Annotated in this window: 16 protein-coding genes and 7 pseudogenes; 12 read left to right on the top strand and 11 right to left on the bottom strand. The window is 59.5% G+C overall.

Annotated features, from left to right (window positions below; translation table 11 throughout):
• The first annotated feature begins 259 nt into the window (after nt 1-259).
• Entirely contained in the window at nt 260-1,735 is a 1,476-nt protein-coding gene (locus EJ067_RS19680) for an NAD-dependent succinate-semialdehyde dehydrogenase (RefSeq protein WP_095486045.1), read from the top strand.
• A gap of 786 nt (nt 1,736-2,521) precedes the next feature.
• On the opposite strand, the gene EJ067_RS19675 is transcribed toward EJ067_RS19680, so the two are convergent.
• A complete protein-coding gene (locus tag EJ067_RS19675) occupies nt 2,522-3,139 on the bottom strand; it encodes a DUF2285 domain-containing protein (protein ID WP_245460313.1) in 618 nt (205 codons plus the stop codon).
• Nucleotides 3,140-3,973: 834 nt separating this feature from the next.
• On the opposite strand from EJ067_RS19675, the pseudogene EJ067_RS19670 reads away from it, so the two are divergent.
• A pseudogene (locus EJ067_RS19670) lies at nt 3,974-4,285 on the top strand (IS256 family transposase); the annotation flags it as partial.
• A 769-nt stretch (nt 4,286-5,054) separates the two neighbouring features.
• Nucleotides 5,055-5,294 carry a hypothetical protein gene (locus tag EJ067_RS19665; RefSeq protein ID WP_165349974.1) on the top strand — a complete coding sequence of 80 codons (240 nt, stop codon included), beginning with the start codon at nt 5,055-5,057 and terminating at the stop codon, nt 5,292-5,294.
• On the opposite strand, the gene EJ067_RS19660 is transcribed toward EJ067_RS19665, so the two are convergent.
• The 3 genes and pseudogenes from EJ067_RS19660 to EJ067_RS35470 form a co-directional block, all read right to left on the bottom strand.
• Entirely contained in the window at nt 5,260-5,889 is a 630-nt protein-coding gene (locus tag EJ067_RS19660; protein WP_126080679.1) for a hypothetical protein, read from the bottom strand. The two genes, EJ067_RS19665 and EJ067_RS19660, sit on opposite strands and share 35 nt — an antisense overlap.
• 192 nt (nt 5,890-6,081) lie before the next feature.
• Nucleotides 6,082-6,395, bottom strand: a pseudogene (locus tag EJ067_RS35475) (ATP-binding protein); the annotation flags it as partial.
• 10 nt (nt 6,396-6,405) lie between these two features.
• Nucleotides 6,406-6,938: pseudogene (locus tag EJ067_RS35470) on the bottom strand (IS21 family transposase); the annotation flags it as partial.
• A 516-nt stretch (nt 6,939-7,454) separates the two neighbouring features.
• Between EJ067_RS35470 and EJ067_RS19645 the strand changes: the two are divergent.
• Nucleotides 7,455-7,811 (top strand): hypothetical protein, encoded by a 357-nt coding sequence (locus EJ067_RS19645; protein WP_126080678.1) that lies wholly within the window; start codon nt 7,455-7,457, stop codon nt 7,809-7,811.
• A gap of 569 nt (nt 7,812-8,380) precedes the next feature.
• Here the strand turns inward: EJ067_RS19645 and EJ067_RS19640 are convergent.
• Together EJ067_RS19640 and EJ067_RS19635 are read right to left on the bottom strand one after the other, a co-directional pair.
• Nucleotides 8,381-9,697: a HipA domain-containing protein gene (locus EJ067_RS19640; protein ID WP_063169281.1), complete on the bottom strand. Its 1,317-nt coding sequence runs from the start codon at nt 9,695-9,697 to the stop codon at nt 8,381-8,383.
• Nucleotides 9,687-10,025: a helix-turn-helix transcriptional regulator gene (locus EJ067_RS19635; protein WP_063169282.1), complete on the bottom strand. Its 339-nt coding sequence runs from the start codon at nt 10,023-10,025 to the stop codon at nt 9,687-9,689. The genes EJ067_RS19640 and EJ067_RS19635 overlap by 11 nt, the downstream gene beginning before the upstream one ends.
• Before the next feature lie 611 nt (nt 10,026-10,636).
• Between EJ067_RS19635 and EJ067_RS34660 the strand changes: the two are divergent.
• A pseudogene (locus EJ067_RS34660) lies at nt 10,637-11,133 on the top strand (aldehyde dehydrogenase family protein); the annotation flags it as partial.
• 512 nt (nt 11,134-11,645) lie between these two features.
• Here the strand turns inward: EJ067_RS34660 and EJ067_RS19620 are convergent.
• Nucleotides 11,646-12,106, bottom strand: a pseudogene (locus tag EJ067_RS19620) (OB-fold nucleic acid binding domain-containing protein); the annotation flags it as partial.
• A 307-nt stretch (nt 12,107-12,413) separates the two neighbouring features.
• Complete coding sequence (locus tag EJ067_RS19615; RefSeq protein WP_126080677.1) at nt 12,414-14,345, bottom strand: potassium transporter Kup; 1,932 nt, start codon at nt 14,343-14,345, stop codon at nt 12,414-12,416.
• 975 nt (nt 14,346-15,320) lie between these two features.
• On the opposite strand from EJ067_RS19615, the gene EJ067_RS19610 reads away from it, so the two are divergent.
• The 5 genes and pseudogenes from EJ067_RS19610 to EJ067_RS34655 all read left to right on the top strand — a co-directional run bounded on the left by EJ067_RS19610 (nt 15,321) and on the right by EJ067_RS34655 (nt 21,744).
• Complete coding sequence (locus tag EJ067_RS19610) at nt 15,321-15,599, top strand: AlpA family phage regulatory protein (protein ID WP_063169289.1); 279 nt, start codon at nt 15,321-15,323, stop codon at nt 15,597-15,599.
• Nucleotides 15,596-16,228: a hypothetical protein gene (locus EJ067_RS19605; protein WP_063169290.1), complete on the top strand. Its 633-nt coding sequence runs from the start codon at nt 15,596-15,598 to the stop codon at nt 16,226-16,228. The genes EJ067_RS19610 and EJ067_RS19605 overlap by 4 nt, the downstream gene beginning before the upstream one ends.
• 702 nt (nt 16,229-16,930) lie before the next feature.
• A complete protein-coding gene (locus EJ067_RS19600; protein ID WP_082826570.1) occupies nt 16,931-20,464 on the top strand; it encodes an autotransporter domain-containing protein in 3,534 nt (1,177 codons plus the stop codon).
• 243 nt (nt 20,465-20,707) lie between these two features.
• A pseudogene (locus EJ067_RS35465) lies at nt 20,708-21,391 on the top strand (integrase); the annotation flags it as partial.
• Nucleotides 21,392-21,507: 116 nt separating this feature from the next.
• Complete coding sequence (locus tag EJ067_RS34655) at nt 21,508-21,744, top strand: hypothetical protein (protein ID WP_063169293.1); 237 nt, start codon at nt 21,508-21,510, stop codon at nt 21,742-21,744.
• A gap of 161 nt (nt 21,745-21,905) precedes the next feature.
• On the opposite strand, the pseudogene EJ067_RS19585 reads toward EJ067_RS34655, so the two are convergent.
• Together EJ067_RS19585 and EJ067_RS19580 are read right to left on the bottom strand one after the other, a co-directional pair.
• Nucleotides 21,906-22,106: pseudogene (locus EJ067_RS19585) on the bottom strand (SMC-Scp complex subunit ScpB); the annotation flags it as partial.
• A gap of 93 nt (nt 22,107-22,199) precedes the next feature.
• Nucleotides 22,200-22,460: a hypothetical protein gene (locus EJ067_RS19580; RefSeq protein WP_095769041.1), complete on the bottom strand. Its 261-nt coding sequence runs from the start codon at nt 22,458-22,460 to the stop codon at nt 22,200-22,202.
• Nucleotides 22,461-22,677: 217 nt separating this feature from the next.
• Between EJ067_RS19580 and EJ067_RS19575 the strand changes: the two genes are divergently transcribed.
• Nucleotides 22,678-24,840 carry a prolyl oligopeptidase family serine peptidase gene (locus EJ067_RS19575; protein WP_126080676.1) on the top strand — a complete coding sequence of 721 codons (2,163 nt, stop codon included), beginning with the start codon at nt 22,678-22,680 and terminating at the stop codon, nt 24,838-24,840.
• A 38-nt stretch (nt 24,841-24,878) separates the two neighbouring features.
• On the top strand, nt 24,879-25,577 hold the full coding sequence (locus EJ067_RS19570; RefSeq protein ID WP_063169295.1) for an OmpW family protein: 699 nt from the start codon (nt 24,879-24,881) through the stop codon (nt 25,575-25,577).
• 307 nt (nt 25,578-25,884) lie between these two features.
• Here EJ067_RS19570 and EJ067_RS19565 read toward each other — a convergent pair whose 3' ends face one another.
• A complete protein-coding gene (locus EJ067_RS19565) occupies nt 25,885-26,085 on the bottom strand; it encodes a hypothetical protein (RefSeq protein WP_244514237.1) in 201 nt (66 codons plus the stop codon).
• Nucleotides 26,086-26,150: the final 65 nt, after the last annotated feature.

Below are 26,150 nucleotides of genomic sequence, written 5' to 3'. Positions count from 1 at the left end.
CCTCAGCATGTATGCCGCCTTTTTGCAGAATTCAGTCGCACGCCACCAGCAGGCATGGTGGATGAAGCAAACATCCGACTGCTTAATCCATCAATTGATGAACCGCGGGCACTCAAACTAACGAAACTGCTGTCTTTTCATCGGGCTAGCGTGGTCTACCAGCTGCTTTGCCGAGGCCCTACGACGAACCCACTGGTGCAGAATACACACTGACGGCCCGTCGACCTGGATGTTCGCTGCGTTGAGGAGGAATCCGGTATTGCCCCTGTGCCTGCCGATGATCCGTCGCCTGAAATCCCCGCACCTGTTTGGAGCCATCGACCGCCTGCCGGCACTCGGCAGACCAGTTGGCAATAAGACGTTCGAGGTCGTCAATCCGTCGACCGGCGAAGTTTTGGCAGAGCTTCCCGATATGGGCGTGGAGGAGACACGTGCTGCGGTAGACAAGGCCTATGTTGCGCAGTCGGGATGGGCCGCGTTGACGGCCCGAGAACGTAGCGACGTTCTTTGGCGATGGCATCAGCTGATCATCGACCATGCAGGCGATCTCGCCGCGATTCTGACTGCGGAAATGGGCAAGCCGCTTGCCGAAGCCATTTCAGAGGTATCGCATGCGGCGGCGTATCTGCAATGGTATGCCGAAGAGGCCAATCGCGTCTATGGGGAGACGATCTCGGCACCCTCGACAGACCGCCGAATGCTAGTGATCAAGCAGCCCATCGGCGTTGTTGGCACGATCACGCCATGGAATTTCCCGGCCTCCATGGTGGCGCGCAAAATCTCGCCGGCCTTGGCTGCGGGCTGCACAATCGTGCTCAAGCCCGCTGAACAGACGCCGCTTGTGGCTGGCGCAATGTTCGCCCTCGCCCATCAGGCCGGCTTTCCCGATGGCGTGGTCAACCTGATCTATGCGTCCGAAGGTGATCGCGTGGGCCGTGAACTCTGCACCAATTCCAAGATTCGAAAGATCAGCTTCACCGGTTCGACGGAGGTCGGACGGCTGCTGATGCGTCAGTGCTCTGACCAGATCAAGAAGGTCAGCCTTGAACTCGGCGGCAATGCACCTTTCATCATCTTCGATGATGCCGACATTGACGGTGCTGTTGACGGTGCGGTCCAGGCGAAGTTCCGCAATGCCGGCCAGACCTGCGTTTCCGCGAACCGCATTTACGTCCAATCGAGCGTTCACGATGAGTTCGTCAAGAAATTCGTGGAAAGAATCCGGCACTTGTCGGTTGGCGACGGATTCGATGCCGGAGTGGACATCGGACCGCTCATCGACAAGCATGCTCTGGCCAAGATCGAGTCTCACATCGCAGATGCCATTGCGAAAGGCGGCACAATACGATGCGGGGGCCAGCGTATCGGCAAGAATGGCACGTTTTTCGAACCCACGGTCCTCACCGAGATTTCCAGCGTCATGGCAGTCGCGCAAGAGGAGACATTCGGGCCGCTCGCGCCGATCATTCGCTTCAACGATGCGGATCAGGTCGTGCGCGAGGCCAATGACACGATCTACGGCCTCGCCGCATACTTCTATGCCTCAAACCTGAAGCGGGTCTGGCGTGTGGCAGAGGCTCTGGAATATGGCATGGTTGGCATCAACACGGGACGCATGTCCTCGGAGGCGGCACCGTTTGGCGGGATCAAACAATCCGGCATCGGGCGGGAGGGTTCCCGTCATGGCCTCGAGGACTATCTGGAAATGAAATATCTTTGCATGGGCGGGATTTGAAACCTGCTGCACTGTCTCTCCGCCCCACCGGGGGGCGGCCTGCGGTCAATGCCGCCACCTAATTGGAAGTTCCAAACGCCGTTGACCTGAAACACGGATGCCCGGCAGGAGACTGAGCTCGCTGCCGGGCCGGACATGCCTTGGGAGGGCATAAATCAGCGCTCCTAGGGCCGATGGGCCACTCAGTTCGTGCGCCTTTTGCCGATTGCGTTGCATGTGCCGTGCCAAGCCAAAAAGCATTGATAAACCGCCGATGGATCAGCTTTTGCCCTGTTGCGCATTCTACATTGTGGGATATGCGACAATGCCCAAGCGGTTGAATCGTCGTGTTGCAGAACCCCAGACGGGTCATGACTGCTATTCTTAGGACAGTGCGCAGCAAGCCGCTACTCGCTGCACTCCAGGCACACCATTTCCATAATCAAGCGGTGGGTGCTATGTCTGACCGAGCTGTCGACCAGGGAACGGTGTGAGGCCTCAAATCCCTCCATATTGTTGCACCCGCCGGTCCAACAGGACTGCAGGTCCGGACTCAAAGGATCTTGGCTGCTATGGCGACATTGCGGTGCACGCCGCTTTCCGACCAATGATGTGCGTCCAGGTCGAGGCCGGCCCTAATGAACCACCGCCTTGGCACCCTCGCCCATCTCATTTTCGGCATCGACAAGCTAGACCAGAGCGCACTTGCAAGGCGCCATGCAGTCCTGTCGGCGGGCGAACTGTTGGTGACGGGTACAGCTGCGAGCGAACGTTCATCCACCGACGCACAGCGCGGACTGTCGCTTTTCAAATTAGGAAATCTCTGTAGCCACCATTCATGAGCGCGCGGCCACGCGAGACGGCCCGACGGATGCGGTCGCGCAGATGATCGCGAGGATCCGCCCAGTCGGCATGGACGCGCCGTTGACCGATGAGAACTTCGGCGAGCTCGCGATGAGGTGCTCCGGCGAGCGAACCGTCGAGCGCACGAAGAACGAAGGACAAACGAACGCCGCGCTTTTCCGGCGCAAACAAGCGGGGGGCAACTGTTGCCCTAGACTGAGAGCATTGAGGCACTCCAGTCCCCTCAGTCGATGCTTTAAAAGCACCGCGGGCCAGATGGCTTGCGTATGCAGGCAAACAGGGTGGAGGATATTCGCGCCCGAGACGGCGAGCTGCAGCGCGTGGTCCGCATTGCGAAGAAGAACATGCTGGCTCTTGTCGGGCGCCAGCAGGACGATTGCACGACAGGGCAATGCCGAGAGTTCGAACGGCGGTGTCGGCGACGAGGCAGGCAACCGTTCCGCAATGACCGGCAGCACATGGACGCACCAGAGCGGACACCAGAATACGACCGAAGCGCGGCCACAAGACTCCGCGAAACAGAACACCCCAGCGTGACAGGTCGCCGGCCGACGCGACCATATCGAGAAAGGATTGGAGAGACCAAGTCTTGCAATGCTGGCGCGCAGCGGTCAGATCGCGCTGGAACGCTGGATTGCGGCGTAAGAACTCCCAAGCCCACTCCCGCAGCGTCAGGCCAGCGGTGTAGTCGTATGATCTTTCATCCCGCCAATCGGCCTGATCCGCGCCAGTCAGGAGATTCATGACTGACATCCCCTGCCCGCGCCTGCGTGCGTCGAAACATTATGCCACTTCGCAAAGCATCGGCGTAGGCAGCAGACGTCGAAGACCCCGTTTCGTTGAAGCGTCAGCCATCGCCACTGTCGGCGACAGAAGATGTGCCCAAATTGCCACCAGACCGTCGAACTGGCACAGCGACGGCCAGCGCGACCTGGAATTGATCCCGTAACAGTCATCGGCTCCTGCGTCGCGATCCAGACGTCCCTTGAAGGCGCAGTAGCGCGGCAGTGGATCGCACGCTGCTTGTCGGCAAGTTGTCGTAGCGGCGGCGCCATAGGCACGGTCATCGGAGGGTCTCCTGCGGCAAGCTTTCGCCATTGGAGGCCAATCTCCCCGCTAGGGCAGCCTGTGCAGTTGCACAGGTGAAGCGGATCAATCAGGGGGAGCCATGGCGGAAACTGGATGATGGCGGCTTGAGGAGAGCGGCGTATCGAGGCGGGTGATGAAGCCTGCCAGTACCTCTCAAGGAGAGTGATACGCCATGAACGAGACTATCAACACATTGTTCGCCTTCGTCAGCCCGACGAAATCGATGATACCCTGACGGATGTACTTCGCAGCGGCGCGCGCAAATTGCTTGCGCATGCGATCGAGATGGAGGCCGAGGCGTATGCCAAGGCGGTCGACTGCCTGACGAAAGATCATATTGCGTCGCTGGCGCTCTACGATTTCCCCGCCCAACACTGGGATCATCTGCGAACGTCCAATCCCATCGAAAGCGTCTTTGCAACCGTTCGCTATCGCACGGTGCGTACCAAGGGCTCGCTATCCTCGAAAACCGCCCAGCTGATGGTCTTCAAGCTGTTGGCCGCGGCCAGGAAGTGGCGACGATTGAAAGGACAAAATCAGTTGCCGAAACTCATCGCAGGTGCCAGGTTCCTGGACGGAATCCAGGTCATCGAAACGAAGCCGCAGAGCGCCGCTTGATCAGCCTCGTCACCCAAATTCCAGCATAGCTCCATCGGAACTGCCAGCCTTCCTTGCCGATCAGGCGCATATCAGCGCTGACGATACCGAGGACGGCGATGGCGGTCACCTCCAGGCCGCCGAGTAACGACCCTCAAAACACCGCACTGGTCGAGGCCAGCCTGAACCGGTATCTTGTGCCTGCCCTCGGGAGTCGCTCTATCCACCATGTGATCGACACCGACATTGCTAACGTCACCAAGAAGATCGTCGCCGGGGGTCACCCGCAAGCGGCTAACACGGCCTTCTGGTGTATGCGGGCATTTTTCAACTGGTGTCGCAAACCGCCGCAACGGCTCATCCGCGGTTTCCCCGCGAGGGATTGGAAAATCCGGATCCGGCCCCGATCGTCAAGCGCAAGCGAGTGGTGAACGATGCCGAACTGGCGGCTATATGAACGGGCTGTGAGCCCGAACCGGGCGATATCGGCTATTCGTTCGGCTCCATCGTCAAGCTGCTCATTCTGACCGGACAGAGGCGTACGGAAGTTGCCGCGATGCGTTGGTCCTCAACCTTGAAGCCGGAACATGGAACTATCGGGTGACCGCACGAAGAACGAAGAGCCTACGCTTATTCCGCTGCCCACACTGGCGGTGTCGGTCCCCCAGACGGTACCGAAGACCAATGACACGTTTTTTTCCCTGCGAGGGGCAACGAAAGAAGCCACTTCTCAGGCTACGCGAAGGGCAAGAAGGCTCTAGACGGCAAGGTCAATACTGACGGGGTGGCTTTGGAGAACTGGACCCTTCACGATCTGCGCAGGACGCTCGCGACAAATCTCGGCAGGCGGCAGGTATTGCCACACGTCATCGAGCACATACTGAATCACAAGGCGGCGTCCTTGACAGACATTGGCGAAATCTACAATCTCTATAGCAAAGTCAAGGAGAAGCGCGAGGTGTTGCAGATGTGGTCAAATCACATCGAATGGCTGATCAAGCAGGCTGCGGATGACGCTCTGGCGGCGTAGCTGCTGGCATGGGCGGAAGATGCGGCGCAACAATCGTCAGAGCCTCATCGAATTGGAGATCATGCTTGACCAGCAAATGCGCGGCCAATGCTTCGATGGCCGACCAGTGATCGAGTACTAGCCGGGCCGTGCAATCTTCGATCCGCCCCCAATCGGGGCGGCGCGGCATCAGGAACCGCAACTCACCATAGATTCGCTTGGCATCCGCGTAGTCGCAGCTCCCCTCATTCCCATCGGACGCATTCATCGCCATATCGCGCGGGTCCAGATAGCCTTCGAATGCGGAGTCTGCAAAAGGACCTGCCAGACACGCAACTATCTCCCGGATCGCATCATCGCGTTCCAAACATCGATCCATATCGTCCTCGAAAATCGGCTTTCGCTTCGAGGTGAATCCTTGCGCTGAATAAAAACCCGCGCCTTCGACAACACCACCGCACTCTCCGTCACCGGCGTCGGGGTAAATACTAACACTTGAGAAAGCAGGGAGTTCACGGTCGTCGTCGAACGTCTGACGGTGCAAAACGATGGCGGCCACCGCGTGCCCGGCTTCGTGATGCGCCACAAGCGGCAGATATTGGGAGGCTACATTCATGCGGTGCGGCTCTCAGGTCTAGTTTGCTTTTGCGCATAGGACCGCAATTGTCGTGCCAACTGGGAAAATCGTTTCGGGCAATGCGATCGCTCCGATAGCGTTGCGTCTCCTGTCTGACATTGTTGGGAAGTCGACACGCGCCCGTCGCAATGCGGTCGACCTTCCGCGCGAGTTGGGTGACCCGTGAAGGCGGCCGACCAGGACGATGTTGCGCTGATCGGCGACGAAGGCGCGGCCGGGCGAGATCGCGCATCAGGGGGTGACCGGCGTGTCGGCGAAGTCGAAGTCGTCGATGTCCTTGGCCAGCGGCAACTTGGCGACAGCGAACTGGTATTTGATGGAGCGGGCCTGCTTCTCCGATATCTCGGCCTGCAAGAGATCACCGACAATCCTGGGCGGCTCGTGCCGTCGCTTGATGGCGACGCGCCCATGATCTCGTCATAGGCTCTGCGCATTCCGTAGAGCTTCAGCGCTCCCATCAGTTCCAGTACCTCGGTGCGTTCCATGGCTGTTTGTCCTCCTGAGACTGTCATAGCGGGTGCAGTCGGCGACACTCGTGAGCTAGCTTCAGCGCTTGGGGAATGGAAAGGATCGTGCCCGGCGCCGGATCGCGGCTGCGGGCCAGGATGTTGAGGATCACCGGCGCCGACGATGCACCGTGCTCGATGGCTTCCTGACAGGCGGCCTCGACCGCGCTCAATCCGTCGGTCAGCACCCAGGTGAGGATCAACACCATCTGCCGGTCGACGTCATCAACCGCCTTGAGCTGCGCCGCACCTTCTCCATTGCCGACCGCACGACCCAGCTAAGGAACGGCGCGCGCCGTGTGCCAGGGATCGTAGACGACCTCGTTGCGGCCAAAGGAGCGAACGTGTTCTCCCACGACCACGCCATCCTCTGGCGGATGCGATCCGATCGACATAAGCATGGATCTCGACGGGCCGACCGACGGCACTCGACAGCACCGAGTATTTGTTGTTGTCGAAGCGCACCGTGCAGGTCTTCGACACCGACGGGGGAATGCAGTGGAAGCCGTCGAAGCGACCGGCAGCCGCTCCCGCTGCGGCTTGGCCGCATTCGCCGACAGCAGCCGGTCCCGCGTCTCACGCCGAGCTCCCATGCGGGGATAGGGCTGGTGCTTGCGCTCGTAGCGGAACTCCGTCTGCTCAGAACGCAGGACCTTGCGCACCACCTTGCGCGAGATCTTCAGCTCACGGCAGATCGCCTTGATCGACTTCCCCTGGACCAGCGACAGCCGACGTATCTTTGCAATCGTCTCTAAAACCAACATCCAAAACACAAATGCCTCCGATCAAGCCGGAGGCATCTTGATGACCCCATCGTTAAAGGGTCCCGTTTGGACGAAAATCACCCTTTAAACAGGGTCCCCATTCCACGAAAAATCAATGCACTACCTTCCAAAGCTGCGAGAGATCGCCACCGACCGCTTTGAAGGGGCTTTCGGCGGTCTCGTCAGCGAGGTTGTGGCATGAAGAAACATCAATCCACAGCATTGGGCCGAAGCATGCCACGGGCTCATGCCGCGGGAGAGCGGGAAGATATTCTTGAAAGAAGCGGTCTCCGACATCAATACCGACAGGATGGGCAGCTTTCTCACATCACTTGAGGTCGAGCGTGGCAGTTGCGACCCGCAATGCAAGGCTGGCGGCGATGGATGCCTTTGCGCGGTTCCTGATTTCGGAGCACCCCGAATATTAGGATACGCTGCAACTGGTGGTGACACTTCCCTTCAAGAGGGCGCGTGGGTGGCACCTGTCGAATATCTCGATGAGCCCGGAAATCAAGAGCGTCCTGGCGCGTATCGTCCGCCGCACGCCTTCTGGACAGCGGGATTACGCTCTGTTTTCGCTGATGTTCAATACGGATGCACGAGTTCAGGGATCCTGAATCTTCGATTGTGACCTTCGTCTGGTATCGCCCTGTCCCGCCGAGCAAAGCAACGACCGCCCCACACTGCTCACCCGGTTCGGTGTTCCATACTTGCTGCGCACACATGGCTGCGGGCGAAGGAACCACCATGGCGGAAAAAAGCATCCATCATCGCCCTTTGCGGGACACGACGGCCATCCACCTCGTCAAGGCGGGTGTTGACATCGCCACCATCAGTCGATGGCCAGGCCACTCGGGCTGAACTAACGATGCGCTACGCCCAGGCCGGTATCGATATGAAGCGGCAAGCGCTCGAACAAGGCTTCCCCGACGTGATGTCATCGGCAAAAGATCAGACGATCATCGCTTTGATGGCTGGATGTTTGGCTGGCTGCACCGCTTGTAGACGCTCAGTTATGTGGAGTTGTATCGCGGGAAGTCGCGCGTCTTGGGCTTTTGCGGTGTCAGCTCCACATCTCTCCGCAGTGCACGTTGTCACTGTTGAAGAGCCGTTTGTTCAATCTTCGTCCTGGCACGGCAAGGGTTGTCGATATTGTGGGCGTCTTGCGCTTGCCGAGCTTGTCCGAAATCCAGCGCCGGATCAGGCGTGAACACTGTTGCGTAGTTCGTCAGCCAGAGCGCGGAGAACGTCGGCGCTTCCTTCCAGCGCCGTAAAAGCGTAGGGATTGAGGAACTGTCGGCCCCAGAACAGATTGCGATCTGTGCCGGATAGCGTAGCTTCCTCGCTGACACGCGGCCAATTCTCCGCAATGCATCGGAGCTGGCCTTCAACAATCGCAAGAGCTTCCGGCGCGCTGAGCAGGAAGTGATGCGCCGCTTCAAGGCAGGACGCTATCCGGCTCATGCGGTTATTGCCGCTGATGAGCATGGCCTGGCTGGCCTCCTGGCCACTGCGGGCCTGCGGACAAATATCGTACGCAGGCGTGAGGGTGAGCTTAGCGCCGTCCCAGAATGCCGCATGGTTGCGGGCATGATCGTCGGTGTTGCCGCAAAGTATGTTGAAGACAATGCGGCTGAACAACTCGCGCAGAGTTTCCGACGGCGCGGTGAATCGGTGGCGAATGATCTCCGCCAAATCCTGGTAGCTGGCGTAACGCGCCATCATCTCATCGAGCGCGAGCATCGTCAGCGCTGAGACCATGGATTTGCGTTGCCAGCCGCCCGTGACCTTGATCCGGTCGAATCGCTCGACGAGCAACACGTCGTTGCCTGCGGCGCGAACGAGCGAGACGGATGCCGCTCTGATGCCGCACAAGGCGGCAAGCCGCATGGCTATGAATTCTCCTTTGACGACGCTGTAAAGGTCGGCAGACGAGGAAAATTTCGCGACATGCTTGACGGCGTCACCCTCGATCAGCGCCTTTGGCCTTGCGCCGCCGATCGAGCTGCCGTGATGCAGCGCCTGATCTAATTCGGGGGTGAGCGGAATACCTTTCTCTACCCGCTCCGCCGATTGGACAAGCTCTTCGAGAGTGGCATTGGCCAGTGCGCGCGGCTCGTAATGCATTGGCGAAAACTGAAAATCGAGCGCGCCGATGCGGTCCGAGCCTGATTCCAGCAAGAACGTCAGTTCTGAAATATCGAGCCGCGCGATTTCATCGCCCTTCACACCGAATTTGCGGTTTAGGATAACCCGTCGTCCCCAGGCATCAGGGGCAGCATCGCGGATGCATCCCGGCATGGTTAGGCCAGGAAGCAAAGGCAATTCGCCTGCCTTCAGGGGCAGTTCCGGGAGATAAAGCGGGATCGCGCTTCCCAGTTCACGAAAGCTCCTGCCATAGTTGAAGCTGACGAGTCCGTCATGGGCATATAGCCGCCCGGCGACAACCGGCGCGGTCTCGCCCGGCAGCCAGACCCAGACATAGGCTTCGTCGTACTTGGGGACCTTAGAACTCATCGACGATCTGCTTGCCGGCCTTGTAGACGTGCTTCGGCAGCAGCGCGATGCGATCGTCCATGCGGCCTGTGAGGGCTGTGATGCCATTGCCGTCGGCATCGAACAGCTTCACACCGACAATGGCAGCAGCTTCGAACATCAGTCCGATTTCGACTTTGGGATCGCCCTTCTCGATGCGCTGCAGGGTGCTGCGTGAAACACCGATTCTCTCGGCTAACTCCTGTGCGGTTAACCGGTGCTGCATCCGGCCAAGCCGGATGGTCTTACCGAAAAGGCCAAGCGCTTCCATCGCGTAGCGCGAATAGGTGCGTTTATACGTTGCCTTCATTCGGGTCTCTGTGACCTATGCATGATCCATATCGCCTTCTTTCGAACTTTATATAGGTAATGTCACAGAGCGACTGCCAAAGTCAAGACTCCGTATCGCAAGCGTTACCCATCCGAACGAGGAAGGCGGATATTGCCGACGGCTCCTGCACAACCGGCCAGCTCTGCGCGTCTCGGGCGAGGCGGAGATCTGGCGCTGGATCGCGGACAGCCTTGAGACGCCTCGCATGAGTCATTCATGGGCGGTCCCTGGTGCGGGGCCGCGGCGCTCGACTGCTGGCCGACATTCTCGGCGGCGGGACCCGCATCCGGCTACACCAGCACTTTTCGACCGCATACGCGCCCAGCTTCTCTCCGAAATCATTGCCAATGAGCGCGAACCTCATGCGATCGCCGAGCTGGCCTGGCGGCGCGGAATCTACGCACGCATCCGTATTCGAGACCGCCCAAGGGAGGCTGACTAGCGTAACGCCCTCCGATCTAAGCGCCTTCCACAAAGCCGCTTTCGCACGCGACGGGCTGCATGTGGCGGTCGTAGGCGACATAGATGCCAAGCCCTGAGAGTAAGGCTCTACCAGCTGTTCGGCGATTTGCCTCAGAAACTGGCGCTTGCCGGCGCGAACCAGTGGTATCGCGAGGGCGAGCACGCCGAGCGCTTTTCCTCCGCCCTCCACTGACCACAGACCCGCACGCAACGAAGCCGCGCTCGATCTTATCGTGGCGTGGCTAGGTGCAATGTTTGCTCTCGCCATCAGGCCGGCTTTCCCGATGGCGTGGTCAACCTGATCTATGCGTCCGAAGGTGATCGCGTGGGCCGTGAACTCTGCACCAATTCCAAAGATCAGCTTTACCGGTTCGAACGAGGTCGGACGGCTGCTGATGCGTCAGTGCTCTGACCAGATCAAGAAGGTCAGCCTTGAAACCGGCGGCAATGCACCTTTCATCATCTTCGATGATGCCGACATTGACGGTGCTGTTGACGGTGCGGTCCAGGCGAAGTTCCGCAATGCCGGCCAGACCTGCGTTTCCGCGAACCGCATTTACGTCCAATCGAGCGTTCACGATGAGTCCGCCGAGAAATTGTGGAGAAGGTCCGGCACTTATCAGTGGTCCGACGTCTACTCCCGGAGCGAAGCCGTCGCCAACCCAAGATCGAGTCCCACATCGCAGATGATAATTCGATGCGGGGCCGAACGATAAATATGCATGCTTTGGCCACCCCGAGGCAGGGCTCATTGAGATGATCCGACCGCCTTGGAACAAAGATGGGGTAGAGCAGATGAAGCGTTGGCAGCGTGTCTCCATTCGACGCGAGCGCTTAGGATGGGATCCCGATCATTCGCATCACGCGCAGCCGCAAGGGCGATGCCATGGCTACTTTGGAATCGTTGAAGTGGTTTGAGCCGGACAGTCACAAATACACCCGTTACGCCGCGGCTCAGGAAACGGGGCGGCGTCCGGCGGTGGAGGTGCTCGCTGACTTAAAAAGGGTGCGGGCAGTCGTTGCGCTTGAGAGCGACGACATTTGGGATCCGGCACGGGGTGACCTGCTGCCAATCGGCAGTTAACAGGGTCCGACAAAAGTGTGCACAACATGCTGCTGAAGTGGCCTCCGGAAGCGCTACCGGAAGTTACGCGTCTTGAACTTGATAGGGTCGATATGGTCATACTGCATCGACGATGTCGCGCCCCTTCGGCATGCCGCGCGGATCGATGCCCGATCCGCCGTGATGAGCCTCGTCCCTCGGCCGTGCGGCAACGGAAACGGCGTCTTGCGGTTTCCCACGCTGGCCAGCCCGGCCGACAGATCGGTCAGCTCGTGGGCGACGAGGTGCACCACCTCCTCTTCCGTCGGATGCGTCCGCGGACGCCGAGCATGGCCGAAGCAAGAAGCACGCGCCGGAATTTCTCGAGAGATCTTGACCCAGACGACGACGTTTGCCGCACCCGTCTCATCCTCCAGAGGAACATGAAGCCTTTGGCCGAGCCCGGCCGCTGCCGGACCAGCACCAGGCCGGCGGCCTCGAGCCAGCTTCTGCCTCGCGCCTGCATAGCATCCTGACAGGTCACGGTGCGGCGCCGGTTAGGCGGCACGCCGATTTTGGCAACGCTAGCCTGTGAACTGAAGAATGAAGGTCGGACTTGCGGCACATCGATTAGGTTCAAATGATAAGTTGCTGCCCGGCGAGGTCGTTTCAGCGCATCTCGACTGGTGGGTCGGCAAGACAATGCGGAACGGAAATGATCGCAGGCGTAAAGGACGGCTTTCGGGGCCGGAAGCTTCAGGCCTGGAACCGGACCCCAGTTTGGCGCAAGCATCGTGGCCTCCGCCCGGTCAGGCATTCACCGGCTCGCGAAATGCCAATTGATTCTGCTTAACCGGGCATACCTAAACGGCCACTTGCGTTCCGATCTCGACCACACGTCCGGTCGGGATCTGGAAATACTCCGTCGCGTCGGCGGCCGTGCGCGCCAAGCCGATGAACAGCTTGTCCTGCCACACCGGCATGCCGGAGTTGGGTGACGCCTTGAGCGAGCGACGCGACAGGAAGAAGGACGTCGTCATGATGTCGAACTTCCAACCCTGCTTGCGGCAGATCGCCAGCGCACGCGGGATGTTAGGCTGTTCCATGTAGCCGAAGGTCAGTGTCACCCGCATGAACAGCTCATTGATCGTTTCCATCTTGATCCGCTCGCTGTCGGGCACCACGGGCTGCTGCGCCGTCACCACAGAGAGGATGACGTTCTGTTCGTGCAGCGCCTTGTAGTGCTTCAGGCTGTGCATCAACGCGGTCGGCGCACTGGCGGGATCGCTGGTCAGGAACACGGCCGTACCGGACACCAGCTGCGGTTTCTTCTTCAACAGATTGCCCGCAAGGAAATCGAGCGGAATCTGGTTCCTGCGCGTCTTGTCAAATAGATACCTGCTGCCTCTTATCCAAGTCCACATGGTCATCACGATCACTGCGGCAATGGCAAGCGAGGCCCAGCCGCCTTCGAATACCTTGACGATGTTAGCTGCAAAGAAGCCGGTATCGATGAAGACGAACACCGCCATTAAGGCTATCGCGACGCCGAGCGGCCATTTCCAGATGCGCGTCATCACAACAAAAAGCAGTATGTTCGTCACCAGCATATTGCCGGTCACCGAAATACCGTAGGCCGAGGCCAGCCGGCTGGATTCGCCGAAGCCGACCACCAGCAGCATCACCACCAGCGCCAGCATCAGGTTGATGCGCGGCAGATAGATCTGGCCCGACTGTTTTTCCGACGTGTGCTGGATGACGAAACGCGGCAGCATGTTGAGCTGTACCGCTTGCCTGGTCAGCGAAAAGGCGCCGGAGATCACCGCCTGGCAGGCGATCACGGTCGCCGCCGTGGCAAGCACGACCATCGGAATAAGCGTCCAGCCCTGGTTCATCTCGAAGAACGGATGACCGACAACGCCGCCATTTGCCAGCACGAAGGCGCCTTGCCCGACATAATTGAGCAACAGACAAGGGAACACGATCGCCAGCCAGGCGAGCACGATCGGCTTGCGGCCGAAATGGCCGAGGTCGGCGTAGAGCGCCTCGGCTCCGGTGACGGCGAGGAAGACTGCACCAACCGTAACGAAGGCGACGTCAGGCGAGTTGACCAGGAACGACACGATGTAATGCGGGCTGATTGCCAGCAGGATTTCCGGGTCGTCCATGATGTGGTTGAGCCCGGAAAGGCCGATGGCCAGGAACCACAGCGCGGTAACGGGTCCGAACACCAATCCTACGCCGCCGGTGCCAAACCGCTGTACCGCAAACACGATCGCCAGGATGGCCAGTGTCAGCGGCACCACATAGGGCTGGAACGTCGGCGTGACGACATTCATACCTTCGACCGCCGACAGTACCGAGATTGCCGGCGTAATGACGGCGTCGCCAAAAAAAAGCGCCGCGCCGACGATGCCGATGCCGATGCCGATGCCGAGGATCACCGCAGAGCAGGTCGGGAAACTGTTGCGCGCCAGCGCCATAAGCGACAGCACTCCGCCCTCGCCTCGATTGTCGGCGCGGAGCACGAACATGATGTATTTGATCGTCACGGTGATCGTCAGGGACCAGATGATCAGCGAGAGTACGCCGAGGATGTCGCCACGGCTGGCGACGTTGCCACCCGCTGATGCATGCAACGCCTCGCGAAATGCATAGATCGGGCTGGTGCCTATATCGCCATAAACGACACCTAGTGCGCCCGACATCAGCGCCTTGGTGCTGTGCTGCTCGACCTCAGAATGGCTCGATTGTTCGACAGGTTCTGCCTCGTTACCAGCATTGGTAAGGGCCATGGACGACACTCCGATAAGCGCGCGGTGCTCTACGCTTGCTGCACTGCAATATCAAGTTCCGTCACGTAATGTCTGCCGTCTCGCCTGTCGTTGCTCGCCTTGGTAGACTCGCCAGCCCGCAGCCCTACCGAGCAGCAATAGCGCCCCGGCAGAACCCTCAATCGCCCAGATCAATGAATGGTTATCGCCCACAGTGCCCCCCCGCGATGCGGCCGATGGCGACCAGGGTGTCGTGGGCGCACAAGGATGGCGCTTTCCTGATGACGCCGTGCTCCAGGTGTGATCGCACCGTTGCTGCGCAAGCCATTTACTTGCTCGTCCCAGCGAGGACCGTGGCCAACTGGAACGCAGGGCCACGCCGCTCACCGGCCGCACTTTGCGGCGCAGATAACGATTCGATCTCCGCGGCGAGATTCTGGTTGAAGAAGCCACCAAGCTTGTCGAAGGACACACGGTCGTAATATCGACATGCCAGTATCCGCAACCCAGAAAAGCTCCTTGGGCTCCGCTGCGCGCGCCACGAACAACCCGATCTTCTCTGCGAAGAGGACGCCGTAATCCTTCAGGTTGAAGCCAAACCGGGGGGCGGCCGTGACGTATGGGCGAAGGGCTAGGAGGCGGGTTCGGTGAGGAACGGCATTGATGTCCACGCCGTCTCCTGGAAAGACAGAGGAATGCGGTGTCACCGACTGGCGCCGGAGGTTGATCCGGTGATTAGGAGGAGCACTCGTTGTCGGATTCTCGACGATGTCGGACATCTGACACAACGCTGCCAGAGCGATCACGTTGTTCCGAAACGATTTTCCCAGTTGGCACGACAATTGCGGTCCTATGCGCAAAAGCACTGCGATGCCGCACCGACTGGAAGAACTCATCAATGATCACGCTTTTCGAACATGTGGGCGCCGCTACCAACACTAAGCGTTCCCGATCAAACGGAAGCCTCTATCCCTTCTTTCTGAAGGCTGTCCGGACATGAACGCATTTGATGTCCGTCCAACGCTGGATGCTCCCGACGACGATCTCTATCTTTGGCTTGAAGATGTGGAAGGCGAGCGGGCACTTGCCTGGGCCGCCGGCCAGTCGGCAAAGACCCTGAAGCACTTCAGTGGAACGCAGTTCGAGCGCGACCGCGCGACTCTGAAGGCAGGCCTGTTCCCTAAGCGGCGTCGCATCTCCCCCGGCCGAGTCGCATGGCTTGAATCCGATATCAGGGCTTGGATGGAAACTAGATCTGAGAGCCGCACCGCATGAATGTAGCCTCCCAATATCTTCTCCCGTCTGTGGCGCATCACGAAGCCGGGCACGCGGTGGCCGCCATCGTTTTGCACCGTCAGATGTTCGACGACGACCGTGAACTCCCTGCTTTCTCAAGTGTTAGTATTTACCCCGACGCCGGTGACGGAGAGTGCGGTGGTTTTGTCGAAGGCACGGTTTTCTATTCAGCGCAAGGATTCACCTCGGAGCTAAAGCCGATTTTCGAGAACGATATGGATCGACATTTCCAACGCGATGAAGCGATCCAAGAGATAGTTGCGTGTCTGGCAGGTCCTTTTGCAGAATCCGCATTCGAAGGCTATCTGGACCCGCGCGATATGGCGATGAATGCGTCCGATGGGAATGAGGGGAGCAGCGACTACGCGGATGCCAAGCGAATCTATGGTGAGTTGCGGTTCCTGATGCCGCGCCGCCCCCGTTGGAGGCGGATCGAAGATCGCACGGCCCGGCTAGTACTCGATCACTGGTCAGCCATCGAAGCATTGGCCGCGCATTTGCTGGTCAAGCATGATCTCCAATTCGATGAGGCTCTGACGATTGTTGCGCCGCATCTTCCGCCCATGCCAGCAGCTACGCCGCCAGAGCGTCATCCGCAGCCTGCTTGATCAGCCATTCGATGTGATTTGACCACATCTGCAACACCTCGCGCTTCTCCTTGACGTTGCTATAGAGATCGTAGATTTCGCCAATGTCTCCGGTGCGGGCTCACAGCCCGTCCATATAGCCGCCAGTCTGCTGCCTTCGAGTGGCCCATGTTGGCCGCGGCCAGGAAGTGGCGACGATTGAAAGGACAAAATCAGTTGCCGAAACTCATCGCAGGTGACGGTCTGGTGGCAATTTGGGCACATCTTGTGTCTCGTCGCCAGTAAACACGGATGCCCGGCAGGAGCTGAGCTCGCTGCCGGCGGAAATCGTAGAGCGCCAGCGACGCATTCTGATCTTTCGTCAGGCAGTCGACCGCCTTGGCATACGCCTCGGCCTCCATCTCGATCGACCTGAACCGGTATCTTGTGCGCCATCCGGACGATCTGGGAAAGCTTGGCCGGGCCGGCGCCTTCCCAGGCGCACGGGAAGCGCGACGACCCATGTGGACCTTGGATTTCACTCCGCACTTACGCTGCTTTGGCCTTGTCAGCAGCCTGAGCATAAAGCGTGCTCAGCTTTCAGGCCGAGCACTCATCCATTGTTGACAGCACCTGTCGTCATTCAGGATCGCCCCATTCTCGCAGGCCGCTTGCAGCTTTCAGGCTGTTGTCAGCCAGGGCCGCCATAAAGGGTCTCGTTAAACAATTCAGGAGGCCGTTCCAATGAACAATCAGTTTGCGAGACTTTTTCGAGGACCAGGTATGCAGGCTTGTTTCAGGACAAAGAACTTTCTGGCGGCAACCACCGCGATGACGACGGTATTCCTGCCGGCTGTGTCTCTCGGGGTGGGTCTGGTAGCATTTCCAACTGGAGAAGCGTTGGCCGACGACCCGATTTCGATCCCGCTGGAGTATGTCGGGGAAGGCCATGACCGCCTGGGCATCTGGGCCAAGATCAACAATGGCAACGCGCAGCGATACGTATTCGACACGGGCTCGGACCAGCTCAACACGCAGATCGGGTCAGAGGTGACCGGGGTCCGCCCGATTGCCGACACGCCTTACGTATATACGTACGGGGACGGAACGTATGGTAATAAGCTTCAGAACGTGGAAATTGATAAATTTACATATGTCGATCCAGATCAAAAGATAACAATCGACGGGCCGTCTGTAAGCGATAAGAAATACCGGGCTGCTCGCATTCTCGATTTTGTCTATACCCATGCGTATTGCAAGGACAACAATCTTAAGTGCACGCCGGGATCCGTGACGGATGGACTTAAAGATATGTATGGTCAGGATCTCCAAGAACCTTATCACGCCGATAAGGAGCAGCGGGCGAAAATGACCGCTGGCAAGATGGCAGACGAAGGCGGCGATTTCGCAGGTACATTCGGGGCCGGCGATTTTCTTGGCAAGACAAGTGTCTGGGGCATGATGGGCAGTGTCACCAGGTCTGGCTACGTGGTCTCCGCCAATGTGAATCCGGATTCCGAGAGCGACCAAACGCCTGGCTGTTCCCCCTGCACGATTGTCAACCTCAATCCAAGCCTCCGGGCCCAATATACTAATGCCATGCCATGGGGAGAACCCGAGGAAAAAGATCAGGATTCTTATCAGAATTTTCCTGGCTCTGGCGCCAATGCCTCGACCGAATACGAAGGCAGCTACAATCTGCAGTACACGGTTAAGGATGGAGCCCCACCAATCACCGACCCCAACAAGACCGCGGTATTGCTCGACACCGGCACACCGGGCGGTGGCAGTCTGGAGATCAGTGATGCGATGCTGAAGCAATTTCAGGATGCGGGCGTCAAACTTAAAAATGTTCGGAGAAATGAGCAACGCGAGATCGTAAGCGCATCGGGCAACATCCCGAGCGTTACAATCGCAGGAACGGATGGCGATCCGGTAAGGCTGGACAATATCGACTTCACCTACACCAGCGGCACGACGGAACAACCCAATGACCAGACCAGTTTTGTTGCCGGTCTTGACTTCTTCAAAAACAGATCGGTCATTTTCGATCTGGAGAAGAAGTATACCGCTTATACGTCACATTTCGTCACTGCCAGCAACTTCTCTACCGATTCATCCGCACCCGAAGGGACCGGTCTGAGCAGGATCACGACGAGCATGGGGAATGAGGGCGGGTTCGGCATAGCGGGTGTCGTCTCCGGCTCCGGATCGCTGACGCTTGATACAAAGACGGTGGTCCGGATGACGAATGTCAACACCTACACCGGCGAGACGAATATTGCTCAGGATGCCTATCTCTCGCTTGCGGGGCTCGGCAACATCCAACGGTCAGCGAAAGTCGTTGCAGACGGCACGTTCGATATCTCCGAACATGGAAATGGCAGCGACTATTGGGGAATCTCCGACGCCTACAACGATGCCCGTATTCGTAGCCTGAGTGGCAGCGGAACGGTCGAACTGGGCAAGCGTACCCTGGTGCTAACGGATTCGAACGACACGTTCGCCGGCAGCATCAACGACCTCGACGTTGATAACAATAATATGGGCGGCAAACTATTCGTTGCCGGTGGCGTGCAAACGCTGAGCGGAAAGAACAATTTTTCCGGCATGACGACGGTCGGTTCCGGCGCGGGATTGCTGCTTGCCGATACAGGTGTGCTTTCCCATGATGCGACCACGTCCGGCTTTCTCGGGAATGACGGGCAGATCGGGGGCACGGCTATCGCAAACAGCGGCGGTGTCGTCGCAGGCGGCGGCACCTACGGTGCGGTCACCATTTCCGAGGGCGGCACGGTCGCTCCTGGCAGTGCGACCGATCCGAGCAGGATCGTCACCACACTGACTGTCACGGGCGATTTCGCGCAGCAGTCCGGATCGATCTATCAGGTCGACCTCGCAAGGTCGTCCGATCTCATCGATGTTGGCGGAGCAGCGGCGATCGACAGCGGCGCGCAGATCGAGCTGCTGCGGCAGGGAACGCTATCGGTCGATGCCCGATATACTCTGCTCTCCGCAGCAGGCGGCGTAAGCGGCACCTATGGCGGGCTGACGGGGGCTCTGGCGACAGACGCGACGCCCTTCGTCGATTTCCAGCTCGTCTACGATGCCAACAATGTCTATCTCGATATCAGCCGCACATCGACGGCGTTTGCCGATGTAGCCAGCACCTTCAATCAACGCTCGGTCGCCGCAGCGGCTCAGGCGCTTGGAAGCGGTAATCCGATCCAGGACAACATCCTGTTCCTGACGGCGCCGGAAGCCCGCAACGCTTTCGATATGCTATCAGGCGAGGTTCATGCTTCCATTCATAGCGGCCTCATCGAGGACAGTCATTCTGTACGCGATGCCGCGAGCGAACGGATCCGTGCGGCGTTCGACGGCGTCGGTGCCTCCAGCGTTCCGGTGATGACTTATGGGCTGGGTGGTCTGGAACTGGCCCCGGCAACGAGTGAGAATTTCGCCGTATGGGGCCGTGGCTTCGGCGCCTGGGGTCATCTCGACAGCGACGGCAATGCCGCCGGTCTCGATCACTCGACAGGCGGCTTTCTGGCTGGCGGTGACGCGGCTGTCGGCGAAAGCTGGCGGCTCGGCCTCATCAGCGGCTACAGCCATACCTCCTTGGAGGCGGACGATCGCGCGTCGTCGGGCTCGAGCGAGAATTACCATCTCGGTCTTTTTGCCGGCACGCAGAACGGCAATCTCGGTTTTCGTTCCGGCCTTGCCTATACCTGGCACAGCATCGAGACCGGCAGGTCCGTGGTCTTTCCAGGCTTCGCCGACAGCCTTTCGGCCGATTACGACGCCGGCACGTTCCAGGCCTTTGGCGAGCTCGGCTACCGTATCAATACGGCTTCGGCTTCCTTCGAGCCCTACGCTAATCTCGCTTATGTGAATTTTGACGCCGATGGCTTCACCGAGAATGGCGGCGCAGCCGCCTTGTCGAGCGGGGATCGCTCGAGCGACACGGCGTTTACCACGCTAGGTCTGCGTGCGTCGACGGTACTGACCCTCGGCACCGTGACTGCTACCGCGCGCGGCGGTCTTGGCTGGCGCCACGCCTTCGGCGACGTCAGGCCGGATACCGCTCTTGCCTTTGCTGGCGGTTCCTCCTTCGCCATCAAGGGCGTGCCGATCGCAAAGAACGCAGCTCTGCTCGAAGCTGGGCTTGACGTAAACATCACCGAGAACGCGACGTTCGGCATCGCCTATCAGGGACAGATCGCCTCGGATGCCCAGACACACGGGTTCAGCGCCAAGCTCGGCGTCCGTTTCTAAATCACCCGCAAAAGAGATTGGTTATGAAGTCAGTGAGTGCATTTTCTTTTACCGTCGTTCTCGGCTCAGCGACGGTGATGTCTGTGTCCGCCGCGCGAACGGACGATGCCTGCTACAACAAGGCACAAAGCCTATGATGACGCAATGTTCAATCGACGACCTGAAGCCAGTCGATGGCGAGCTTGACAAGCTCTACAAGGAGATGGAGACCCGGCTCAAAGAGTCCCGGCGCATGTCCAGGAACTGGTCGAGACCGCGAGGGGCTACAACGCCACCTCGGAGAACACGCGCGACGCCTACCCCAAGGATTGGCGGCATTTTTCCTCCTGGTGCCGGCGCGCTGGCTTCGATCCCCTGCCTCCGGGCTCGAAGGTGATCAGGCTCAATATCAGCGCCTGTGCCTCGGGCACCGCCGCCGGCGATCCGAAGCGTGGCGCCCCTGCCCTTTAGTTTGCGACCATCGAGCGGCGGCTTTCCGGCCTCGCCTGGAACTTTACCCAGCGCGGCCGGCCGTTGGACCGCGCGGAGCGGCATATCTATAAGGTTCTTGCCGGCATTCGCCGCAAGCACGCAAAGCCACCGCGGCAGAAAGAGGCGGTCCTGGCGACGATCTGCTGGCGATGATCGCCACGCTCGGCCACGACCTCAGGGCCTGCGCGACCGCGCTATTTTGCTCCTGGGCTGTGGCGGCGGCCTGCGGCGCTCCGAGATCGTCGGTCTCGACGTCATGCGCGACGACAACAGCGATGGCGCCAGCTGGATCGAGATTTTTGACGGCAAGGGCTGCTGGTCACCCTGCGCGGCAAGACCGGCTGGCGCGAGGTCGAGGTCGGCCGCGGCTCCAGCGACCACACCTACCCCGTAGTCGCGCTCGAGAGCTGGATCCGCTTTGGCCGCATCGCACGTGGACCCCTGTTCCGCCGCATCTTGTCGATCAGGTCGATATAATACGAAAAAGCCGCCGCCATTCGGGACGGGCGTCGGCTATCATGTCCAGCCATTATGCGGCGAGCGGATAGCTTTCGCCGGACCAGGCAGAGAACTTGGCGGCAAAAGCCTTCATCTCGTCGACCGCGAATGTGGTGCGCGGTTGCGAACTCGACTTGCTGGGCGAGAGGGACCTCGCCGAGAAAGGCGCTGACATGAGCGGGATGCTGCTTGGCCAAATCGAGATCCGCAAAGCAATCGGCCAGCGCCGCGTCGTCCAGCTGTACGCTGCAGGGCGCGTTCACGTCGTCAAGACGGATGCCAAATGCTTGCTCATAATGGCCGCAAGGTAATCGTTTCGGGTCGGAGACACAAGTTGCCGCCTCCTTCGCCGTAGAGTGGCCCGATACAATCACGATCGATATTGCCACCTCTTATCGATAGTGATCGCATAGTTCCCTGATTCGACTCTCAACCGCTCATATCAAGCGATTACTTCCATGTATCTGCTGCGCTAGCCCGTCCTGGCCTTGGAGTGTCGCTCCTCACCTCCTCCACCACTCACCAGCCCGATGGGAGTATCGCCCGCCAGCAGCTTCTCCTTGCTGAGCAGCGCGGCAACCTCAATCGCCTCGAAATCGGGCAAATCCCGCAGTGTGTCGAGGCCGAAGTGCAACAGGAAGGTCTTGGTCGTGACGTAGGTGTAAGGCGTGCCAAATTCAGCGGGCAGGCAGACGTTGACCCACAACAATCAAGGGGACGGTGCAGGCCAAGATTGCGGCAGGGCTTGGGCCCCCCACCCTTCTCCTCAGAACTCCGCTGCTTCCAGCTGGCGGCTGAAACTCACAGGCGCAGCCAGCTTGGTCTCTAACAGCATCGATCGCATCATGGTGTCTGCCATGAATCCGTGTGCGTGAAGCGCTCCAGAGCGAAGATGTTGGGCGTCAACCAGGTTCACTCCAATGAGCTTCACTTCTCGAGTTCTGCACAGTGTCCACGACTGGCGCCGGAGGTTGATCCGGTGATTAGGAGGAGCACTCGTTGTCGGATTCTCGACGATGTCGGACATGTGACACAACGCTTCCAGAGCGATCGCATTGTTCCGAAACGATTTTCCCAGTTGGCACGAAGGTTGCGGCCCTATGCGCAAAAGCACTGCGATGCCGCACCGACTGGAAGAACTCATCAATGATCACGCTTTTCGAACATGTGGGCGCCGCTACCGACACTGAGCGTTCCCGAGCCGACGGAAGCCTCTATCCCTTCTTTCTGAAGGCTGTCCGGACATGAACGCATTTGATGTCCGTCCAACGCTTGATGCTCCCGACGACGATCCCTATGTCTGGCTTGAAGATGTAGAGGGCGAGCGGGCACTTGCCTGGGCCGCCGGCCAATCGGCAAGGACTCTGAAGCACTTCGGTGGAACGCAGTTCGAGCGCGACCGCGCGGCTCTGACAGCCATTTTCGACAATCGCGACAATCTTCCCCTGATCGCGCGCCGTAGTCAGTACCTCTACAATTACTGGCGAGATGACGGTAATCCACGCGGACTGTGGCGCCGGACCACCCTTGCCGCCTACATGAAGGCGGATCCCCAATGGGAGCTACTGCTCGATCTGGATGCTCTCGCGGCTAGCGACGGAGAGGACTGGATCTGGGACGGCGCGTCCATCGAGCCGGAGAGACGGGAAAGAGCCGTTCTGCGCCTGTCGCGCGGCGGCAGCGACGCGGTCGTGCATCGCGAATTCGACCTGATTTCTCTGAGCTTTGTCGCCGACGGCTTCAACCTCCCCGAGGCCAAAGGCTACGTTAATTGGCTGGACCCTGACACGCTTCTGCTTTCCAGTGCGCTTGGTAATGGCATGGCCACCCGCTCCGGCTATGCGCGCACAGTTCGACTGTGGAAGCGTGACGCGGATCCCCTCACCACGCCGGCAATCTTCGAGGCCGGGTTCGAAAGCTTCCAAGTGTCTGGTCATTCGGACCGCACCGGCCGCAGCGAGCGCCTTTGGTTCATCGAGCAGCCGGCCTTCTTCGAGAAGATCAGCTGGATCGGCGATAGGAGCGGGCCGAGGAGGCAGATCGATCTTCCTCGCGACGCGTCGTGGCGGGTCTTCGGCGACTGGCTGGCGGTAAGGCCGCGCAAGCCCTGGACGGTGGGAGGCACCACCCATCCCGCCGACGCGCTGATCGTCATCTCGCTTTCCACTTTCCTCGCCGGCGGACGCCTTTTTGAGACCCTGTTTCAACCAGGGGAAAGGCGCTCCATGCAGTCATTCTTCTGGAATGACGGGAAGCTCATTATCTCTTACCTCGTCAATCTCGCACCGCGTTTCGAGATGTTCACTCCCGGCCACCAGGAATGGACGCGCCGAGTCCTGAACACCCTGCCCGCCGAAGGTACTGTCGACGTCTGGTCATTCGATGCGGCAGTTCACGAGACCAATGGAGAGGTCCTGATCTGTGCTCAGGATCCGATCACGCCGCCGCAGCTCTTGCTGTTCGATCTGAATGCCGCGCCGTCTCTCAGCGCTTCAGCAATCCTGAAGCGCAGCCCGGAGAATTTCGATGCATCCGGACTGGTGGTCACGCGCCACGAGGCAGTCTCTATCGATCATGAGCTGATCCCCTATACGCAGGTTGGTCCGGCGAACGGGAACGGAGATGCTCCGATTCACCTTTCCGCTTATGGCGGGTTCGGCGTATCATTCCTGCCCTACTACAACTCCCCGCTGGGCAAGCTGTGGCTCGAGCGCGGCGGCACGTGTGTCGAGGCGAACATCCGCGGCGGCGGCGAGTTCGGCACCCGCTGGCACGAAGCCGGGCGCAGGGAGGGCAAGCGTCTCGCCCACGACGATTTCGCCGCCGTTGCCTCCGACCTCGTGCGAAGGGGCATCACCCTGCCGAGGCGGATTGCCGCCGAGGGTGGCTCAAATGGCGGCCTGCTGATCGCAAACATGCTGACCCGCTATCCTGAGCATTTCGGGGCTCTGTTCTGCACAGCACCGCTTATCGACATGCGTCGCTACACCAAGCTCTTGGCGGGCGCGAGCTGGATCGACGAATATGGCGATCCGGACAAGGTTCACGATTGGGCTTTCCTGAAGGAAATCTCCGCCTATCACGCCGCAGCGCCGGGACAGCCCTATCCGCCTATCCTGATCGCCACCACGAAACGCGACGACCGCGTCCATCCGGGCCATGCGCGCAAGATGGCCGCAAAACTGCAGGCTCTTGGCTATCCCGCTTACTTCTACGAGGCCAGCGCAGGCGGGCACGGCTGCGGCGAGGACAATCGGGAGCAAGCCGCATTCATCAGTCTAGGCACCAATTTTCTCCGCAGCGCAATCGGCTTCAACGATCACCCTCCGGAGACGGCGGAACGCGTTGCAACGCAAGAGGGGCATTTGAGGTCCATCAACAATTCATTCGAGCAGGAGACGAAATAGTGCAGTGCATCCTTTCTGAACATCAAGGAGTGAATCTCATGGCGAGAACGCGAATGGGCGTAGCGCGGGCAACAGCAGCGGCGGTGGCCCTGATCATGGTGGGACAGCAGGCCGTCGCCGCGGAGCCTGCGCAAGCAGAGACCGTCCTGGCGGAGACGGGAGCCTCGGTCACCGAAGCGCCAATCCCTTGGCAGGTCCGCCTGCGGGCGTTGGGCGTCGTTACGAAAGATCTGGGCTACGTTGATACGCTTCCCGGCTCCGGTCTTTCGTATTCGGACACGGTGACGCCGGAACTCGATATCTCGTATTTCTTCACCGACAACATCGCCGCCGAACTCATACTCGGTACCACTTATGCCAACATCGCGGGCCAAGGGACGATCGGAGGGTTGGGCAACATCGGCAAAGTTTGGCTGCTGCCGCCGACACTCACGTTGCAGTACCATTTTACCGATCTCGGCGCGTTCAAGCCTTATGTCGGCGCCGGCGTGAACTACACGATCTTCTACAACCAGGACACTGGCAGCGCTGATGCTCTCAAGGTGAAGAACACGTTCGGCACGGCGCTGCAGGTCGGATTCGACTACATGGTGGACCAGCACTGGGGCCTCAACTTCGACGTGAAGAAGCTTTTCCTGAAGCCGGACTTCGACGTCACGGTGACCGGCGCGAAGCTGACGGGGAAGGCGGAGCTCGATCCCTGGCTGATAGGCGCAGGTGTCACCTACCGCTTTTGAATATCAGAGTGAAGTCTGCTTCCCGACTGCCGGTTTAAATGAAGGGCGCCTCGCGCGCCCTTTTTTACGGTCGACACTGCAGCGCAAGACCTCATGAAGCTATTGTCGGGCGGGGTTCTCTTCCGGCGGACCAAGAAGATGCACTGGCCAACCGGCCTTGCGCCTGAGGTGGAGTGCTTAGAAGCGCTTTGGATCGGGACGGGCTTTGGTATTGTGGGTGGAATGCTTCAGCCAGACCATTTGCCAGCATCGTCTCCCGGACGTCATGTGTGAGCTTCTTTGTCAGCGCAAGGCGAACACGGATCTCCTAGCAGGCCGTTGAAGAAGTGTCCCGTTTGGCCTTGAGGATTGCCTCGTCGCCGTTGTGATAGAAGGTGATGTCGATGGAGCCGTCGTCGAGCAGTTCAGCATGGCCGTCGCCTGTGACCTCGTCCATTTCGTCGAATCCGACCCATGTGAAGAAGACCGTCGACGGGCCGTAGCCGAGTTCGAGGGTTAGATGAGCCAAACGCCAGTGGGGCGTCCTGGGGACGACGCGCGCGAGATTCTGGTCGTGGTGGCCAGCCCAATACG

Origin of the sequence: Mesorhizobium sp. M1D.F.Ca.ET.043.01.1.1, from assembly GCF_003952385.1 — a bacterium.
Taxonomy (GTDB): Bacteria; Pseudomonadota; Alphaproteobacteria; order Rhizobiales; family Rhizobiaceae; genus Mesorhizobium.
The sequence above is the reverse complement of the archived record's forward strand: the minus strand, read 5'-3'. Positions and strand labels throughout refer to the sequence as shown.

Coding starts and splice junctions, on each gene's coding strand:
- EJ067_RS19675 (WP_245460313.1), bottom strand. CDS start 3,139: ATGGTCGCGTCGGCCGGCGACCTGTCACGCTGGGGTGTTCTGTTTCGC.
- EJ067_RS19660 (WP_126080679.1), bottom strand. CDS start 5,889: ATGAATGTAGCCTCCCAATATCTGCCGCTTGTGGCGCATCACGAAGCC.
- EJ067_RS19640 (WP_063169281.1), bottom strand. CDS start 9,697: ATGAGTTCTAAGGTCCCCAAGTACGACGAAGCCTATGTCTGGGTCTGG.
- EJ067_RS19635 (WP_063169282.1), bottom strand. CDS start 10,025: ATGAAGGCAACGTATAAACGCACCTATTCGCGCTACGCGATGGAAGCG.
- EJ067_RS19615 (WP_126080677.1), bottom strand. CDS start 14,345: ATGGCCCTTACCAATGCTGGTAACGAGGCAGAACCTGTCGAACAATCG.
- EJ067_RS19610 (WP_063169289.1), top strand. CDS start 15,321: ATGAACGCATTTGATGTCCGTCCAACGCTGGATGCTCCCGACGACGAT.
- EJ067_RS19605 (WP_063169290.1), top strand. CDS start 15,596: ATGAATGTAGCCTCCCAATATCTTCTCCCGTCTGTGGCGCATCACGAA.
- EJ067_RS19600 (WP_082826570.1), top strand. CDS start 16,931: ATGAACAATCAGTTTGCGAGACTTTTTCGAGGACCAGGTATGCAGGCT.
- EJ067_RS19580 (WP_095769041.1), bottom strand. CDS start 22,460: ATGTCCGACATCGTCGAGAATCCGACAACGAGTGCTCCTCCTAATCAC.
- EJ067_RS19575 (WP_126080676.1), top strand. CDS start 22,678: ATGAACGCATTTGATGTCCGTCCAACGCTTGATGCTCCCGACGACGAT.
- EJ067_RS19570 (WP_063169295.1), top strand. CDS start 24,879: ATGGCGAGAACGCGAATGGGCGTAGCGCGGGCAACAGCAGCGGCGGTG.